The 14,313-nt window shown below is 58.1% G+C and carries 13 protein-coding genes and 1 pseudogene; 9 read left to right on the top strand and 5 right to left on the bottom strand.

Annotated elements, in window-relative coordinates:
• Positions 1-165 precede the first annotated feature (165 nt).
• Positions 166-1,200 carry a LacI family DNA-binding transcriptional regulator gene (locus IVB32_RS42165; protein ID WP_247396713.1) on the bottom strand — a complete coding sequence of 345 codons (1,035 nt, stop codon included), beginning with the start codon at positions 1,198-1,200 and terminating at the stop codon, positions 166-168.
• 299 nt (positions 1,201-1,499) lie between these two features.
• Between IVB32_RS42165 and IVB32_RS42160 the strand changes: the two genes are divergently transcribed.
• From IVB32_RS42160 to IVB32_RS42140, 5 genes and pseudogenes are all read left to right on the top strand, one after another.
• Entirely contained in the window at positions 1,500-2,708 is a 1,209-nt protein-coding gene (locus IVB32_RS42160; RefSeq protein ID WP_247360267.1) for a CoA transferase, read from the top strand.
• A gap of 285 nt (positions 2,709-2,993) precedes the next feature.
• On the top strand, positions 2,994-4,148 hold the full coding sequence (locus IVB32_RS42155; RefSeq protein WP_247360265.1) for a glycoside hydrolase family 88 protein: 1,155 nt from the start codon (positions 2,994-2,996) through the stop codon (positions 4,146-4,148).
• Between the two features lie 34 nt (positions 4,149-4,182).
• Positions 4,183-5,112, top strand: a complete 930-nt coding sequence (locus IVB32_RS42150; protein WP_247360262.1) for a dihydrodipicolinate synthase family protein — start codon at positions 4,183-4,185, stop codon at positions 5,110-5,112.
• Between the two features lie 38 nt (positions 5,113-5,150).
• Positions 5,151-5,356 (top strand): annotated as a pseudogene (locus IVB32_RS42145) (hypothetical protein); the annotation flags it as partial.
• 409 nt (positions 5,357-5,765) lie between these two features.
• Positions 5,766-6,971, top strand: coding sequence for an MFS transporter (locus IVB32_RS42140; RefSeq protein ID WP_247360261.1), 1,206 nt, complete (start codon positions 5,766-5,768; stop codon positions 6,969-6,971).
• 96 nt (positions 6,972-7,067) lie between these two features.
• On the opposite strand, the gene IVB32_RS42135 is transcribed toward IVB32_RS42140, so the two are convergent.
• Both IVB32_RS42135 and IVB32_RS42130 read right to left on the bottom strand, forming a co-directional pair.
• Positions 7,068-7,331: a hypothetical protein gene (locus IVB32_RS42135; RefSeq protein WP_247360260.1), complete on the bottom strand. Its 264-nt coding sequence runs from the start codon at positions 7,329-7,331 to the stop codon at positions 7,068-7,070.
• Complete coding sequence (locus tag IVB32_RS42130) at positions 7,331-7,915, bottom strand: hypothetical protein (protein ID WP_247360259.1); 585 nt, start codon at positions 7,913-7,915, stop codon at positions 7,331-7,333. Before IVB32_RS42130 ends, IVB32_RS42135 begins: the two co-directional genes overlap by 1 nt.
• 118 nt (positions 7,916-8,033) lie before the next feature.
• Here IVB32_RS42130 and IVB32_RS42905 point away from each other — a divergent pair, with 118 nt between their 5' ends.
• Both IVB32_RS42905 and IVB32_RS42125 read left to right on the top strand, forming a co-directional pair.
• Positions 8,034-8,162, top strand: coding sequence for a hypothetical protein (locus tag IVB32_RS42905; protein ID WP_256466617.1), 129 nt, complete (start codon positions 8,034-8,036; stop codon positions 8,160-8,162).
• Between the two features lie 92 nt (positions 8,163-8,254).
• On the top strand, positions 8,255-8,896 hold the full coding sequence (locus IVB32_RS42125; RefSeq protein ID WP_247360258.1) for an rRNA adenine N-6-methyltransferase family protein: 642 nt from the start codon (positions 8,255-8,257) through the stop codon (positions 8,894-8,896).
• Between the two features lie 85 nt (positions 8,897-8,981).
• On the opposite strand, the gene IVB32_RS42120 is transcribed toward IVB32_RS42125, so the two are convergent.
• Both IVB32_RS42120 and IVB32_RS42115 read right to left on the bottom strand, forming a co-directional pair.
• Entirely contained in the window at positions 8,982-9,278 is a 297-nt protein-coding gene (locus IVB32_RS42120; protein ID WP_247360257.1) for a chorismate mutase, read from the bottom strand.
• A 437-nt stretch (positions 9,279-9,715) separates the two neighbouring features.
• Entirely contained in the window at positions 9,716-10,933 is a 1,218-nt protein-coding gene (locus IVB32_RS42115; RefSeq protein ID WP_247413196.1) for an MFS transporter, read from the bottom strand.
• Positions 10,934-11,449: 516 nt separating this feature from the next.
• Here IVB32_RS42115 and IVB32_RS42110 point away from each other — a divergent pair.
• Positions 11,450-11,938, top strand: coding sequence for a GNAT family N-acetyltransferase (locus tag IVB32_RS42110; protein WP_247360255.1), 489 nt, complete (start codon positions 11,450-11,452; stop codon positions 11,936-11,938).
• Positions 11,939-12,751: 813 nt separating this feature from the next.
• On the top strand, positions 12,752-13,375 hold the full coding sequence (locus IVB32_RS42105) for an NUDIX hydrolase (RefSeq protein ID WP_247360253.1): 624 nt from the start codon (positions 12,752-12,754) through the stop codon (positions 13,373-13,375).
• Positions 13,376-14,313 lie beyond the last annotated feature (938 nt).

The following is a 14,313-nucleotide window of genomic DNA, read 5'->3' as shown; positions in this document are numbered from 1 at the left end:
GAGCGGAGAAAAGCTTGTGTCAGTTGCTGTTCCTTTTTCTCGCTCAGCCGTCGCCGGCATGCTTAGTCACATCCTCATTCGCCGCACCAGGGATATCGGGCATATCGGCATGCGCCGGCGCATCCGAACCAAGACCTTCACTTCAGTTGAAAGTGGATTGCAGTGCTAAGTGCGCCTGCGACGTGCCGGCCGTTGGTTGGACCTTGGCGGCGCGGTCGATGCCCGCATCACCAGACGATAAGGCAACAGGACACTTCTGGGCACCGGGTTTCCGACGATGGCGTTGATCAGATAATCGGCGGCTCCCCGGCCGATTTCAGCTGCGGGAACACTGACAGTCGTGAGCGGCGGGTCCATCTGTGCAGCGAGCTCAACATCATCAAATCCTGTTATGGAAAGCGCGGCCGGCACGGCCAACCCCATTTTGCGAGCCTCTGCCATTGCACCGATGGCAAGCGTGTCGGTCGTGCAAATCACCGCCGTGGTATCGGGATGCTCGGTGAGGAGCTGACGAAGTGCGCTGCGGCCTTGGGCAAGCGAGTAATCCGCCTTGATGATCTGGCTCGCCTTAAGCGGTAGCCCAGCGTCGGAAAGCGCGCGCTGAATGCCCTCCAGCCTTGCGCGGGATCGGTCGTTGGAAGCCGCAACAACGTTGGCGATCGTACCAAAACGGACGTGTCCAAGCCGCAAGAGATACTCGGTCATCTCGCGCGTGGCGCTTTCGTTATCGATTCCGATCGCAGGGATGCCGCCAGCTGCCTTTGAAACATAGGTCGTGATCACGGGTACGGCGGCCTGCTCGATCAGAGTCCTCAGCTCGCGTCCGTGGGAGCCGCCGACCAACACAATTCCATCGATGCCGCGCTCGAGGAGGCTCTGCAGTTCCTGCAACTCGCGGCGCTGGTCATACTGGGAATTCGCAATGAACAACGTGTAGCCGCTCTCGCTAAGGCGGTTCTGTAGCGCCTCAACTCCTTCGGCAAAGATGCCGAGCGCCAGCGTCGGAACTATGACTCCAACGGTCCGCATGCGTCCCGACTTCAGCGCTCTTGCTGCGCTGTCTCGCGTGTAGGAGAGATCGGTGATGTGGCGCATCACTTTGTCCCGGAGCTCCGGCCTCACGATTTCGGGATGATTGAGAACGCGCGACACGGTGGCAGGGGACACATTGGCTTTTCGCGCGACATCTTCGATCTTCACGCGCGGCTGCTGGCGTCCTTTGGGATCGATTGCTCGTTTCTTATCCATTGGGTCTATCGGTCAGAGAAGGATGTCTATGTCGGATCTACTTAAACCATTGGAGGGCGAGCATTCTCAAGCTCCGTCTGTGCCCGATACACCTTTTCCGATGGAACGCGGTTGCATTAACTCAGGCTTCAAGTTGGCTTACCGGTCTCGTTCCTCTTGACTCTCTGGATCACAATGCATATTTCTGAAATCGATTTCAGAACGGACAACGAACGAAATTCCTTAACTGAAGAAAAGCCGAAGGCGGGACCATGGTCGATCTTTTGAAGGGCGTTCGCGTCCTGAGCTTCAATCACTTCCTGATGGGCCCGGTGGCTGCGCAGTTCCTCGCCGATCTCGGAGCGGACGTCATTGCTGTGGAGCCGCCCGATGGCGCATTTCAGAGAAAGTGGGGTGGGGCCGACAAATGGGTCGACGGACAATCCATGCTGCTGCTCACGGGGAACCGCAACAAACGCAGCCTCACGCTTGACCTGAAGAAGCCCGAGGCAATTGAGATTGCTCGGAAGCTGATTGCGACCTCGGATGTCATGTCGGAAAACTTCCGCCCAGGCGTGCTCGACAAGCTGGGCCTCGGCTATGAAGAGGCCAAGAAGATCAATCCGCAGATCATCTATGCCGCAGCCTCCGGCTATGGTCCCGATGGGCCCTACGTCAACCGCCCCGGTCAGGATCTTTTAGTGCAGGCAATGTCGGGACTTGCCACGATCACCGGGAGCCGTGAGCAGGGCCCAAGGGCCGTCGGAGTTTCGGCAGTCGATCATCATGGTGCAGCGCTGTTTGCAGCGGGTATTCTGGCGGCGCTTGTGAGGAAAGCCCGCACAGGGCAGGGGGGCCGCGTCGATGTTAGTCTCCTGTCGGCGGCGCTCGACCTGCAAATGGAATCCTTTACCTGCTATCTTAACGGCGAGCGGCCCGACGATGTCCGTCAGCCCGGCCCCATCGCCGGTTGGTACTTCGGAGCCCCCTACGGCATCTATCCGACACGAGACGGTCATATTGCGATCTCTCTGGGATCCCTCAGCGCATTGTCTGAAGCCCTCGACCTTCCTGCCGATCAGCGCATTCTGGATAATGAGGCTTATCGCCGGCGCGACGAGGCCTCAACTCGGATTGCCGCGAACGTCGCAAAGCGCACGACGGCCGAATGTGTCGCGTTGTTCGAGCCACGCGGTATTTGGCACGCTTCGGTTAACGACTATGCAGATGTCGTGAGCGACCCGCAGGTCGTACATAACGAACACTTCCAGGTCGTCCGTGGCGCGACGGGTACGCCGGTCACGCTCGTTAGCCACCCGGTGCGCTACGACGGCAAGCTGCCGGAAGTCCGACTGCCGCCTCAAACACTTGGAGCTCAGACGGAGGAAATCCTCAAGGAGCTTGGCTATGACGACAGGCAGCTGAAGGAGCTTTCCAAAAAGGGGGCCGTCGGCACCCTGAGCTCCGCTCGCGCCGCTTGATCGCCTGGCGTGCAGGGTCGCCGTGGGACAAATCAAGCAGTTCCGCGAGTCGGGATGCCGAAGCGCCGAAGTCGTTGCATCCGACATCAATCGCTGTGAGGGCCTGCCATGAGTTGGTGGAACTACGCACGTCGCGCTCATGAAGGGGCGGCCGAATCCGTCAGGCCGGTGCTCTAAGCACGCCGAAGCCGTCGAGGAGAACCGACGTGAAATCGATCGGGCGTTGTACGGCTAGCACCGTCCATGGTGTCCGAGATCTTTGTAAGTGATAAAGGAGTGTCGGGTATGAGCAAATCACGATGGGCTGAAGCGATCGGCCACATGCAGACACGGGTCGATCAGACGCTTTCCACCGTGAAGACGGGATTTCCGCATTGGGCCGACAGCTCGACCGGCAAATGGACGACCACGGCGGACGGCGATTGGACCGGTGGCGCATGGCCTGGCATGTTGTGGCTGCTCGCGCGGCGAACTGGGAAGGCAAAGTACCTCGATGCAGCTCGGTTGTGGAGCAGCCGCTTGAGGCCGCGCGCACATCTGCAAACCGCTTTCAAGGGCTTTGGGTTCTACTATGGGGCGGCGCTTGGCGATATTCTGTGCAAAGACAACGATGCAGCTCTCCTAGCCCTTGATGCTGCAAGCTCACTAAAGGCGCAATTCGATTATCGGCTCGGCCTCATTCCGCTAGGCGGCGATGCCGAGGAATCAGAAGACGTCGGCAATTCGTTCAGCAGCATCGATTCCTTACAGGCAGTGCCGCTTTTGTATTGGGCTGGCGCAAAGACAGGGGATTCCTCTTACGATGGAATCGCCGCACGCCACACCAAACGCGTGCTCGACATTCATATGCGTTCTGATGGCTCAATCGTTCAGTCAAGTGAGCTCAATCCCGCGACGGGCAAGGTCGTCCGCCATTTCACGCACAAAGGGTACAGCGATAGTAGCGTGTGGGGCAGGGCACAGGCGTGGGGTCTCGTCTATACGGCGATCGCGCTTGCTCATGATCCTCATGAGAAGCGCTGGATGGAGCAGTTGATTGCGGGGGCGGACTGGTGGCTGTCGCACGTGCCAGCCAGCATGGTAGCGTTCTGGGACTTCGATGACCCTGCCATCCCCAATGCGGAGACTGACACGGCGGCAACTGCAATTACGTGCTCGGCGCTTCTGAAGCTGGCGCGGCTCGCGCCGACAGCGGCACTGCGCGCTAAGTATCGTGAGGCAGGCGAATCGACCGCTAGGGCATTGATCGACAATTATCTAACGACGGCAGGTCCAAACGACACCCGCTTGCCTGGGATGCTGGTCGGTGCCTGCTTCAACAAGCGTCGCGATGCACGCGCCCAGGATTCGGCAAACAAAGCAGAGACGATCTTCGGATCCTACTATCTGTTTGAATCTCTAAACATCCTCGATGGGCTGGTCGAGGCCGAGAAGGTCTGATCACTTTGTCTACTTACTGGCTGGATTTCTCCTAATGCCAAACGAAACCTACCCAATCTATACGGGCCTCTTCCCTGTCGCGCCGACGCCCTTTACGGAGACCGGAGATCTCGACCTCGAGGGCCAGCGGCGGGTTATCGACTGCATGGTCGATCAAAAGGTCGACGGCATCTGCATCTTGGCCAACTATTCCGAACAGTTCCTGCTATCCGACGACGAGCGGAAGCTGCTGGTCGACCTCTGCCTCTCACATGTCGCTGGCCGCGTTCCCGTCATGGTCACCTGCAGCCATTTCTCTACCCGTATAGCGCTGGCGCGCGCCCGTCATGCGGCCGAAAGCGGCGCAAGCCTCGTCATGCTGATGCCGCCCTATCACGGTTATGGTCTGAACGCCGATGAAGTGGGCACGCTCGAACACTTCAGCCGTGTCGCGGATGCGGCCAGGATTCCAATCATGGTCCAGGATGCGCCGCTCAGCGGCGTGACGCTCACGGTGCCATTTCTCGTGCGACTTGCGCAACAAGTGCCACTCGTTAGCTATTTTAAGATCGAGGTGCCGTTCGCCGCGGCAAAGCTGCGTAGCTTGGTCCAGCTCGGTGGCGAGACAATCATCGGTCCATTTGACGGCGAGGAAGCCATTAGCATGATGGCGGACCTCGATGCTGGTGCGAGCGGAACCATGTCGAGCGCACTGCTACCGGATCTGCTCCGGCCTGTCATTGATCACCATAGGGCCGGACGCAGATGTGAGGCTCGCGAGGCCTATGCCAGGGTGTTGCCGCTAATCAACTTTGAGAACCGGCAATGTGGTCTGCGCGCTGCCAAGAGCGTGATGGCCGAAGGTGGCGTGATCAAATGCGAGGCAGTGCGACATCCCCTTGCGCAGATTGATCCCGACACGAGAAGAGGCTTGATTGAGCTCGCACACGAAGCCAATCCGCTCGCCCTTTATTGGGGGCACTGAATCGTTCGTCCACGGCTGGAGGCTTCAATGAAGATCACGACCCGCTCTGGTCGACAGTGAACGTGTTCTAGCGTGCCATCCACAGAATCGAGTGCGAGCTCTACGGTAACGACTTGGCCCGGCAGCGGCCCGGTCGCAACGAGAACGGGACGGCAGCGAGGTAACGCCTGTTTTGCTGGAGCGACTGACGGCAGAAGGGCAGTCCCTGATCGAACGACGCGACGCCTTCGAGCTGTTGCGCAACTAGGCCGCCCACACCCGCTTATCCGACCAGAGTTCCATCCCTCGCATACCTGCTCTGCTCGGCATGCCGGCCGTCGCAGGACGAGGCGTGGTGTTCGTGATATCCAAGCGGCGCATCGGCGAAGGGATAGGTGGACATGAAACAGGAACTACGCGCGGCCGTCGAGGGAACGATTCACGCCTACGTTGCCGATACCTATGGCCTAGGGTCTCGACAGTTGTGAAAGGTTCTGACGCAGGCCAAGACGACCGTGAGCAAGACAGACCACCGCCAGCTTCGCGCATTTGTCTCCTGATGCGAGGATCTATTCGTGATTGCCTGCAGTACTCGCGGATACTCAGGCGTAAACTGTGACCGCACCGGCGGGCGGGTTTTCCGAGATCGTTTTGCAGTGAGCCAAGCGAGAGAGATGCACGGGTTCCATTCGCAAGCAATGCAGCGACGTTTCTTCATTGGCTTTTCTTCCATCTCCTTCTTCATCGTCGGCGCCGGGATTGTCATGCCGGCGTGGGTTGCGTTCGATGTGGGCGGATCGAACCTGGTGGGCCTGGTTCTGCTGGCCTCCAGTCTTGCCGGTTTTGCCCTGGCGCCGCTTAGCGGACATGTCGTCGACCGTCACAATCGCCTCAGGGTCACCGCATCGGGACAACTCGTCAGAGCTGTTGGCTTGCTAATGTTGGCTCCGGTACACCTTTTGCCCGATGCGCTCTCGCGTCCTACCCTCCTTCTATCAGCAGTTCTCGGAGCTTTCGGCTATGCGCTTCTGGCAGGCGCCATGAGCGGCATCCTGCAATCGCTGATTCCCGAGACCGAGCGCATGCGCTTTAACATGCGATTGTCGTTCTTCAATCAGGCGGGGATGGCTTTGGGCACAGGTGCGGCCGGCTACGGCATCGCTCACTTCGGCAGCGCGACGACCGCCGCCCTGTTTGCCTTCGTCGCGATCTCCGTTCTGCCCCTGTTGAGGAATCTGACCGCGTATCCTACGCGCACACACGCAGCGAAGCGCCTCAATCTGTTTTCGGCTTCTCGTGAAGCGATCAACTATCTTGTGAACGAGCCACAAAGCCTGTCCGCGTCGGTATCAGTGGGCCTGGTATTTGCCGTCATTCAGATCACAAACCTGTTGTTACCTGGATTCGTCATTCATTCGCTCGGCGGAGGTAGTCGCCTCTTCGGTACACTCGAGATGACGGCTGCGATTGCGGGCATGGCCGCTCTTGCCGCTGCGGGGATCCCAGCGGTGGCCAGGAGAATCGCTCGCATGACGACGCTCCTTGTCGCCGGCGCGGCGGGCTCGTTGCTCGTCCTGTCCTATGCGACCGACCCGCTTGTCGCAATTGTGCTCTATACGGTGGCTGGGATGCTGTGGAATCTGGCGCGGGCGGCGGCCAACGGACATCTCTTGACTGTCGTCGATTCGGCGCTGATCGGACGCGTCCAGGCCTTTACCACTCTTCTAACGGGTGCGGTTGGTGCGCTGATCTTCCTGCTTCCTACTTTGCTTCCGAATACGACCGAAGCTCAGCTCTACATGGCATGCGGCGTGATGATCCTAGTCACGACCGCGCTCCTCGCTCTCTGGACTCGCCGCGGCAGACCCGCTCGCGCCTGACAGGTCAGCATCGACGATGGGCAATGCCGCCGAGTTCTGGGGCCGAAGGGCGACATCGTGGACGGTCGCGGACGATATCCCCCGGCATACTATTGTCTATTGCTGATTTTTCTCCGCTTGCTCAACGCCGCCAATACTGCCGCCGACGCCGGTTCCCCCGCGCCCGTCGCAGTCTTGTTTCACGCCAACATCCGCCCCCGCAGCCCTGATGAGTTTTCTGAGCTCTTGAGCCGTATTAGCGACCTTCCATCCTTGACGGTCGGACATCTGGCGCACCTCCTCATCGGTGGCGGAAAGGATTTCCACGCTTAGCGATTCGAACAATCGCTCCAGATCGAGACTCGGGTGCCAGCGTGTCATCACTTGTTCCAGTACTGGTGTTGGCGCAGCAACGTGCGCCTCATCCGTCGTCGTGTCGTGTCGTAATCGAGCTCGGACATCTCATGGATCTTGCAAATCTCTCTAGCCGCCAGACCATCAGCCATGCCTGCGATGATTTTCAGCGCCAGTGGATCACCCTCAAACAGCCGATAGATGTTGGCCAGCGTCTGTGCGGCAACCAAGATCCGCTCCGGATCGGGCACCTCGTCGGCATCTCCACCGGGCCCGCTCCGCTGGTCCTCGTTATCGCGGCTCACGAACAGCCTTTGCTCAAGACGCGCACGACGCCAATGGTCGTTGCAGATGCTGCGCATCACGCCCGACAGGAAGCCCAGGATGGGCACGCCGGGCGGCCAGGGGCGCGAGCCGTCGAGGGTGCGTGCAATCGCCTCGTTGAGGATGTCGGTCCAGGAGAGCCCTCCCGGCAGGTCGCGGCTCCACAATCGTGCAAGAGCTTTGAGCCGCACGAGATCGATATCGGACAGGGCATCTATCGCAGATGCGACATCAGTCGCATGGGCGACCGCGTTGGCAGGATGGGGAGTGATAGTCAATGGTTCCATGTTCACTGTGCTATGCGCTCCAGCCAGCCCAGTGCGGACAGCCGAAGAAAAACATTTTTGACGTGTCTGCCCGACCGGAGTTCAGACGCATCGTCTGTATCGCAACAGGAGAGCCTTCATGGACGACACGTTGGCAGCGGCGCGCCGCTGGTATGCAGAAGACCTGGGATACAAAGTCCCGGTCCTGCGTAACCCGAAGCTGATCGACGCCTTCGCCTCGCCACCGTTCGGCGCGAGCAATTCGTAGGCCCTGGGCCGTGGAGCATCATCTCCGACCCATACAGCGACCCATTTCTGACCCCTGATGACGACCCGCGCTGGCTCTACCATGACGTTCTCGTGACGATCGATGCGAGTCGTAACCTCAACAATGGGATGCCCAGCTTCTGGGCCCGCAATTTTGACCATCTCAACATCGCCGCCGGCGAGCAGGTACTTCAGGTCGGTGCCGGCACCGGATACTATTCGGCGGTGCTGGCCGAGATTGTCGGACCCGCTGGTCGTGTGACGGCGATCGAAACCGACACAGAGTTGGCGTCGCGGGCCCGAGTGAACCTCGAGAGCTGGCCCCAGGTCGATGTCGTCTCGGGCGACGGCCGGGCGGTAGATGTCGGCAAGGTTGATATCGCCATCGTGTTCGCCGGAGCCACTCACCCATCCCGTGTCTGGCTTGATCGCCTTGTCGAAGGTGGCCGGCTTCTGATGCCTATGACCGACGATACCTGGAAAGGCTTTCTTCTCCATGTGGTACGGCGTCGAGACCACTTCGAGGCCTCTTCCATTGGTGCCGTCTCTATTTATCCTTGCAGGGGTGGACGCGATGAGGACGCTGCAAGACGTCTACATAACGCGATCGAAGGGTTGCCGCTTCGCAACCTTCCAATTCGCGCGTTGCACGTAGGTGAGCCGAGATTTAACGACTCAGAGAATGTGTGGTTTAGCGGGCCGGGCTTCTGGCTCGAGCGTGATCCTCCATGCTAAGATGACCTACACTGATCGAGCGCATACCTGTTCAGCCAAGTTGAAGATCACCGGCTCCGACGAGAACGCGCGTGGTCAAGTACTTTTAGACGTCGGCGTTTGCTCCACGAGTAAGGTCGTGATGCAGGATCACTTCTTTGCTAATGAATGATAGGAACTTCTCGGCAAACTCTGGGTCAAGGCTAGCTGCCTGTGCGAGCGTGCGTAGTCTTTCTACCTGGCGTTCCTCACGAGCTGGATCTGCCGAAGGCAATTGAAGTCGCGCTTTTCGTTTTCCGACCTGCCGAGTGCACCTGAAACGTTCCGCGAGAATGTGGATAAGAACCGCGTCGAGATTGTCGATGCTGCTCCGCAGTTCGTTCAATTCGGATGGAGTTTCCAAGTTCGCGTCTCCTTTCTATGCAACCATACTTTCCAGCTGGACACCCGGGTCTCTGGCTGAAACATTTTCAGGCTTTCCGAGTCACTGGGCCCTAACAGCCCGGTCTGATTGAACTAATTCGATCAATCTCAGTACGCCACCTCGGCATTGAAAGCATTTCTGACTCGAGCGCAGTAAATCAGTATTGGCCCATGTGGCCATCGAGGTCTGCGGGTCTTGGATAGCCAGGCGGCCAACAATCTCAAGAACCACGTACGTTACTGCACTTTCAGTGCTCGGCATAATAACGGCATCCGCGGTGCCTAGTCAGCCGCCGCGGTGCGGGCCAGCGCGACCAGGCCACCCGCATTCTTAATTTGGGCGCGGTGAAGGATCGTCGAGCGTGCCAAGTGGTGGATGCCCTTGCTCTATGAGGTCTGGTCATAGGGTCGTATGCCTTAGTCGAACCCACGGACTGCCGGAGTGGCAGCTTCTGCAGCTGCAACTTCACTCATAAAGGCAACAGCCAGTCCGAAGCCGATGAGGCCAATCAGGATCGACCCTGCAGCAAGGGATGTGACCCCGCTAGTTTCGACGAGGATACCGCCGAGAACGGCCCCGATGGCTATTCCTGCGAAGGTGGTCGAGCTGTTCATTGCCAAAATTAGCTTCGACCTCTCCCCGGCTAGATCGAGAAGCCGGTGCTGGATCGGAACGAGATACATGTAACTCGCGTTGCCCCAAAGAAATGCGATGAGCACGGTTAAGGCACCATGATGCCCGAATCCAACCAGAGCTACGAGAACGATTAGTTGCGCGCCGATCACCGCAATGAGAACTTTGTAGGGGCCGAAGCGATCGGTTAGAAAGCCGCACGCTGCGTTTCCTGTCACAGCTCCGAAACCGTACGCAAAGAGCGCGGCTGAGAGCAGCGGCACGCCTGTAAGCAGAGAACCGGTGATAATGACGCTCACATAGGAGTAAACAACGAACTCGGAAATGACCACGAATAGGGTAACCGAAAGAACACCGTAGATAGCCCTGGGAAAGTCTTTCGAAGCCGGGCCGTTTCCGCGCTCCGGCGCCTTTGCAGAGACACCGGACATCATAGGGGCAAAGATCAGCAATGCCAGGAGCCCCGCAACTGCCACGAAACCGAAGGCAAAACGCCAGCCGATGACATCAGCGATCCAGCTGGTCGCCGGAACACCCGCAACTTGTGAAACGGTCATACCACCGAAGATAAGGGACAATGCCGACCCTTTGCTACCGGGCGGCAGGAGCTCGGTTGCCAATGCGGTGGCCGCCGGGGTGAACATGGCTGCGCCGTAGGCTGAAATGACGCGAGCTGCAGCCAGGGTTGCAAAGTTCGGAGCGATTGCACAGATCACGTTGCCGATGATGAAGATTGAAACGGATAGGATCTGGACATTGCGGCGGCTTGCGGCCCGGAACATCCAGGCATTCAGCGGCGCAAAAACCGCGTAGGAGAGTGCGTAGATTGAGATTATCCATCCCGCCGCACCGGTTGAAATGTTGAGGTCACGAGAAATCACTTCTAGTGCCCCGATGATGACAAACGTATCTAGGCCAATAGCGAACGCAGCGATCATCAGAGCGGCAAGGATTAGCTTTGTTCGTTTATCAGGAGGAGATAAGCTCATGATCCTTGCCATTCAGTTCATCGCGAGGTGTTCAAAGCCGTCATGCAACTCAGGATAAGGCGCGGCCGATGGTCGTGCCTGAATACCCGAGGACGAGGGCCAAGCTGCCACGGCCCCAGCACCTCTCCACATCCTGTGTGATCTCAAGCTCGGCGGGATATTCGAGCACCAATCTGCGTAAGCCCCGCATCATACAAGCCTTCCAGGAGTTTTTTCGCTACAACCGGCGCTGTTGTTTCGAAAAACGGCTTATTTGATGCTTTTGCGTCGATCTACCCCACCCCGGCAAGCTCGGCGAGTATGACGTCTCGCAGCATGGCCCCTTCGAAGTGGAGATATTTCACGCTGGCATGACGCGTACATCTTCTCGCCCGGCAGGGCGTGCAAATGCGGAGCGTCAGGATGCAGCGATTCGGTGCACGCGACCCGCTACAGATCACGATTTGGCCCATCCCGCTGCAATTTTGCGGGAATGCTGCGGCCACAATCTGAGATAAGTTTTGGTGAATGGTTGCGAAGGAATCACCAATGAGCAGCACAAAAGTTGATGGCGAAACGGTATTGCGCCCGGCTTGCACTGGCGATGCCCAGTCGCTCTATGACGTGACGGCACAATCGGTTCAAGAACTGGCAATCACCCATTACAAGCCCGAGCAACTGGAGGGGTGGATGGGAGAACGTACTGCCAAATATTACGAGGATGTCATCGCTGCGGGCACCACGATCATAGCCGAGCAGAACGGCGAGGTATTGGGGTTCGTCGACTCAGTTCCTGGCGAGGTGACCCGCCTTTTCGTTTTGCCGAAGGCAGCAGGCCGCGGAATTGGTGAGCGATTGCTCAAAGCTGGTCTTGAAGCCGCGGCAAAGGAACACCCAGGACCAATCAAAATCGAGTCAACCCTGAACGCGCAACGGTTCTATGAACGTCATGGCTTCAGGGCCATCCAGAAGGGCTACTTCTCTCATGGGCTTGGCGGAGATCCGATCGAGATTGTCCTCATGGAAATGGCACGATAGAGCAGAGTGCAGAGCACTTGGTCCTCAGATATCAATCTCTATCTGCAGGCCGGCGCGATTTCGAAACATCATGATCGAGCCTTCCTCCCAAGCCGCACGACGTGCCGCCATGAACAACCTAGACCATCGTCTCACCTCTTCCGATCGCACGTACGAAGCTCATTTCGACCGCTCGAACCATCGGTGCCTTCGCCATTGGTTCGAACACATTTGTCATCATCGAGGCAGTCGATGTCAGCTTGCCTGCTTTGCTGCGCCTTAGACCCCAATTCGCTCTTCGCACCGGCCAGCCTGCCACAGCGGAGCTAGTTTTTAATTAGTCGCCGCCGCGTAGCCTCGAGTTCGGCGATTTGCCAGGACGCGCGGTATGGAGACGACCGGCACAAGCATCGACGCGGCCCTCTGATGCTGGCCGATCTCCAGGACATCGCGCCAAGCGCATCTGCGGGCTCGTGCGCTGGAACTTGCGACCTCATAACATCGCTCACGCCGCACAAGCGCGCTCAGCTCAAAATGACGTACCAGGGGCCGTCACAGCACTCGTACACAGAAGCTGGGGCAGGAGATCCCGATCTTCAGGAGGCCGCGTCGCGGCGAATTCCGCCCTTCGTTGTCCGATGATCGCCGCGCGCTGGGCATTCAAGACCCTGCCTCGCAATCCGTTTTTGCGGAGCGACTTCGCTGGAATGCGCGGCAACTCGGGATTGGTCATTTATGGCTGTTTGCGCTGACTCGGGCTGAATTCCAAAGCATAAGCTTTCGCCTCAATGCGCCGTTTGCTATGATATCACCGGAATGATGACGGAGTGCGCTATGGAGCCTCAGTGGCTGACGCATGGGAAACGATTGCAAGCTATTGCGTCTAGTGGGCTCCATTTTGCGCGAGATCAATTTGATCGAGAACGTTACGAGGAGATTGCCTCTATAGCAAATGAAATGCTCGCCGATTTGGGAAGTGTTCCCATCGAGAGGATAGAAGGGCTCGTCTCTGATTTCGCGAAGGGCTATGCGACACCGAAAGTCGATGTGCGCGGAGCGATCGTAGAAGAGAACAAGGTCCTTCTGGTCCGTGAGAAGAGTGATGGTCTTTGGGCCTTGCCTGGCGGCTTTGCAGACGTTGGCCTTTCTGCTGCCCAAAATATCGCAAAGGAGTTGTACGAAGAGGCCGGATTGAAAGTGTCTGTTCGTCGCCTCTACGGAGTCCGACACAAGGCCGGCGCTTCCTATTCGCCTGATGTCCGGGATTTCTACAAAGTTTTCTTTCTTTGCGATAGGCTCTCAGGCGGTGAGGCCCGGCCCAGATTGGAGACGAGCGAGGCGATCTTTTTCCCGAAAGATCGGCTACCTCCGCTGTCGCGAGGTAGAACTATCGAGAGTGACGTTGAAGCAGCCTTCGCATTCGCAGCTGACGCGAACAGACCTGCCTTCTTCGATTGAGAGCTCGATCCATTCTCTTGGTCTGCACTCTTTGGTCCGCCAATAACGATTTTGCCGAATGAAGAGCTCCGCATGACAGAGAGAATCATTCGGGCGCCATCAACCACGGCGCCTTGCGCGTGCTTTGAAAGTCGGTTGCTGGTCGCTATCTTCGCTTCTAGTGAAGATCGCGACTGAGCCCTTCGGCACTCATTCGGTGGTGTAGTGCGCACGCTGCGCACAACGCTCAATGGGTTTCGGGTGCGTCATCGCAGCTCAACGTAGCTGACGTTGGTCAAGCAGCTTCATTAGCGATCACGTCGACCAACAAAAGTAAGGGCGCTGAAATTCGACTGCATTGGTGACCGCCTCTATGCCACGCTCAAATGCGTTCGCCTCGCTCGCGAGCAATCATAATTGCGCATTCGATACGACCCAAACGTGTGGCCTCTCGACCTTTGCAGGAGCCCGCTCTACTCAGCTGAACTAGGTGTGCATCTCTTTTCGCCTGGCCCGACCTGTCTTCGAAGTTCAAGTGTTGGAAAACCTTCAACTCAGCGAATTTTCAAAGAACCTCGCTACCGGCGTACGTGGCGCTAACGGCTCCCTTACTGTTCATCTGCTTTACGAGGTACTTACACGAAGAGCCTTCCGGCTGGAGCAGCTTGCGGACAGTCTCTCAAAGCACAGAAATTTCAGCTCCGTCGAATCGAAATGCCCTTTGACGCCTACACTCGGAGAACGATCACGTTACGCGGCGCTGCTTATCTAGCCCACCGGAGACGTTCGCTGCGGCCATCTATCAACGGGCACAGGAAGCCGTCTCGTGCGCTCTCGGAACGCAGCATCGACACCTTCGCGGAAGTCGCAGAAAGCCGTAAGCGCGAAGCCGATACCCTTGCTTCAGAATTCGAATGAACGTGCGAAAGAAGCCTCCGGCTTGGACGGAGGTTTCGGAT

The sequence above is a fragment of the Bradyrhizobium sp. 23 genome, assembly GCF_023073295.1.
Taxonomy (GTDB): Bacteria; Pseudomonadota; Alphaproteobacteria; order Rhizobiales; family Xanthobacteraceae; genus Bradyrhizobium; species Bradyrhizobium canariense_D.
This window is presented reverse-complemented; position numbering and strand designations above follow the sequence as displayed.

Excerpts from the sequence above, each read along its gene's own strand:
- IVB32_RS42160 (WP_247360267.1), top strand. The coding sequence starts at position 1,500 with ATGGTCGATCTTTTGAAGGGCGTTCGCGTCCTGAGCTTCAATCACTTC.
- IVB32_RS42155 (WP_247360265.1), top strand. The coding sequence starts at position 2,994 with ATGAGCAAATCACGATGGGCTGAAGCGATCGGCCACATGCAGACACGG.
- IVB32_RS42150 (WP_247360262.1), top strand. The coding sequence starts at position 4,183 with ATGCCAAACGAAACCTACCCAATCTATACGGGCCTCTTCCCTGTCGCG.
- IVB32_RS42140 (WP_247360261.1), top strand. The coding sequence starts at position 5,766 with ATGCACGGGTTCCATTCGCAAGCAATGCAGCGACGTTTCTTCATTGGC.
- IVB32_RS42135 (WP_247360260.1), bottom strand. The coding sequence starts at position 7,331 with ATGACACGCTGGCACCCGAGTCTCGATCTGGAGCGATTGTTCGAATCG.
- IVB32_RS42130 (WP_247360259.1), bottom strand. The coding sequence starts at position 7,915 with ATGGAACCATTGACTATCACTCCCCATCCTGCCAACGCGGTCGCCCAT.
- IVB32_RS42905 (WP_256466617.1), top strand. The coding sequence starts at position 8,034 with ATGGACGACACGTTGGCAGCGGCGCGCCGCTGGTATGCAGAAGACCTG.
- IVB32_RS42115 (WP_247413196.1), bottom strand. The coding sequence starts at position 10,933 with ATGGCAAGGATCATGAGCTTATCTCCTCCTGATAAACGAACAAAGCTA.
- IVB32_RS42110 (WP_247360255.1), top strand. The coding sequence starts at position 11,450 with ATGAGCAGCACAAAAGTTGATGGCGAAACGGTATTGCGCCCGGCTTGC.
- IVB32_RS42105 (WP_247360253.1), top strand. The coding sequence starts at position 12,752 with ATGGAGCCTCAGTGGCTGACGCATGGGAAACGATTGCAAGCTATTGCG.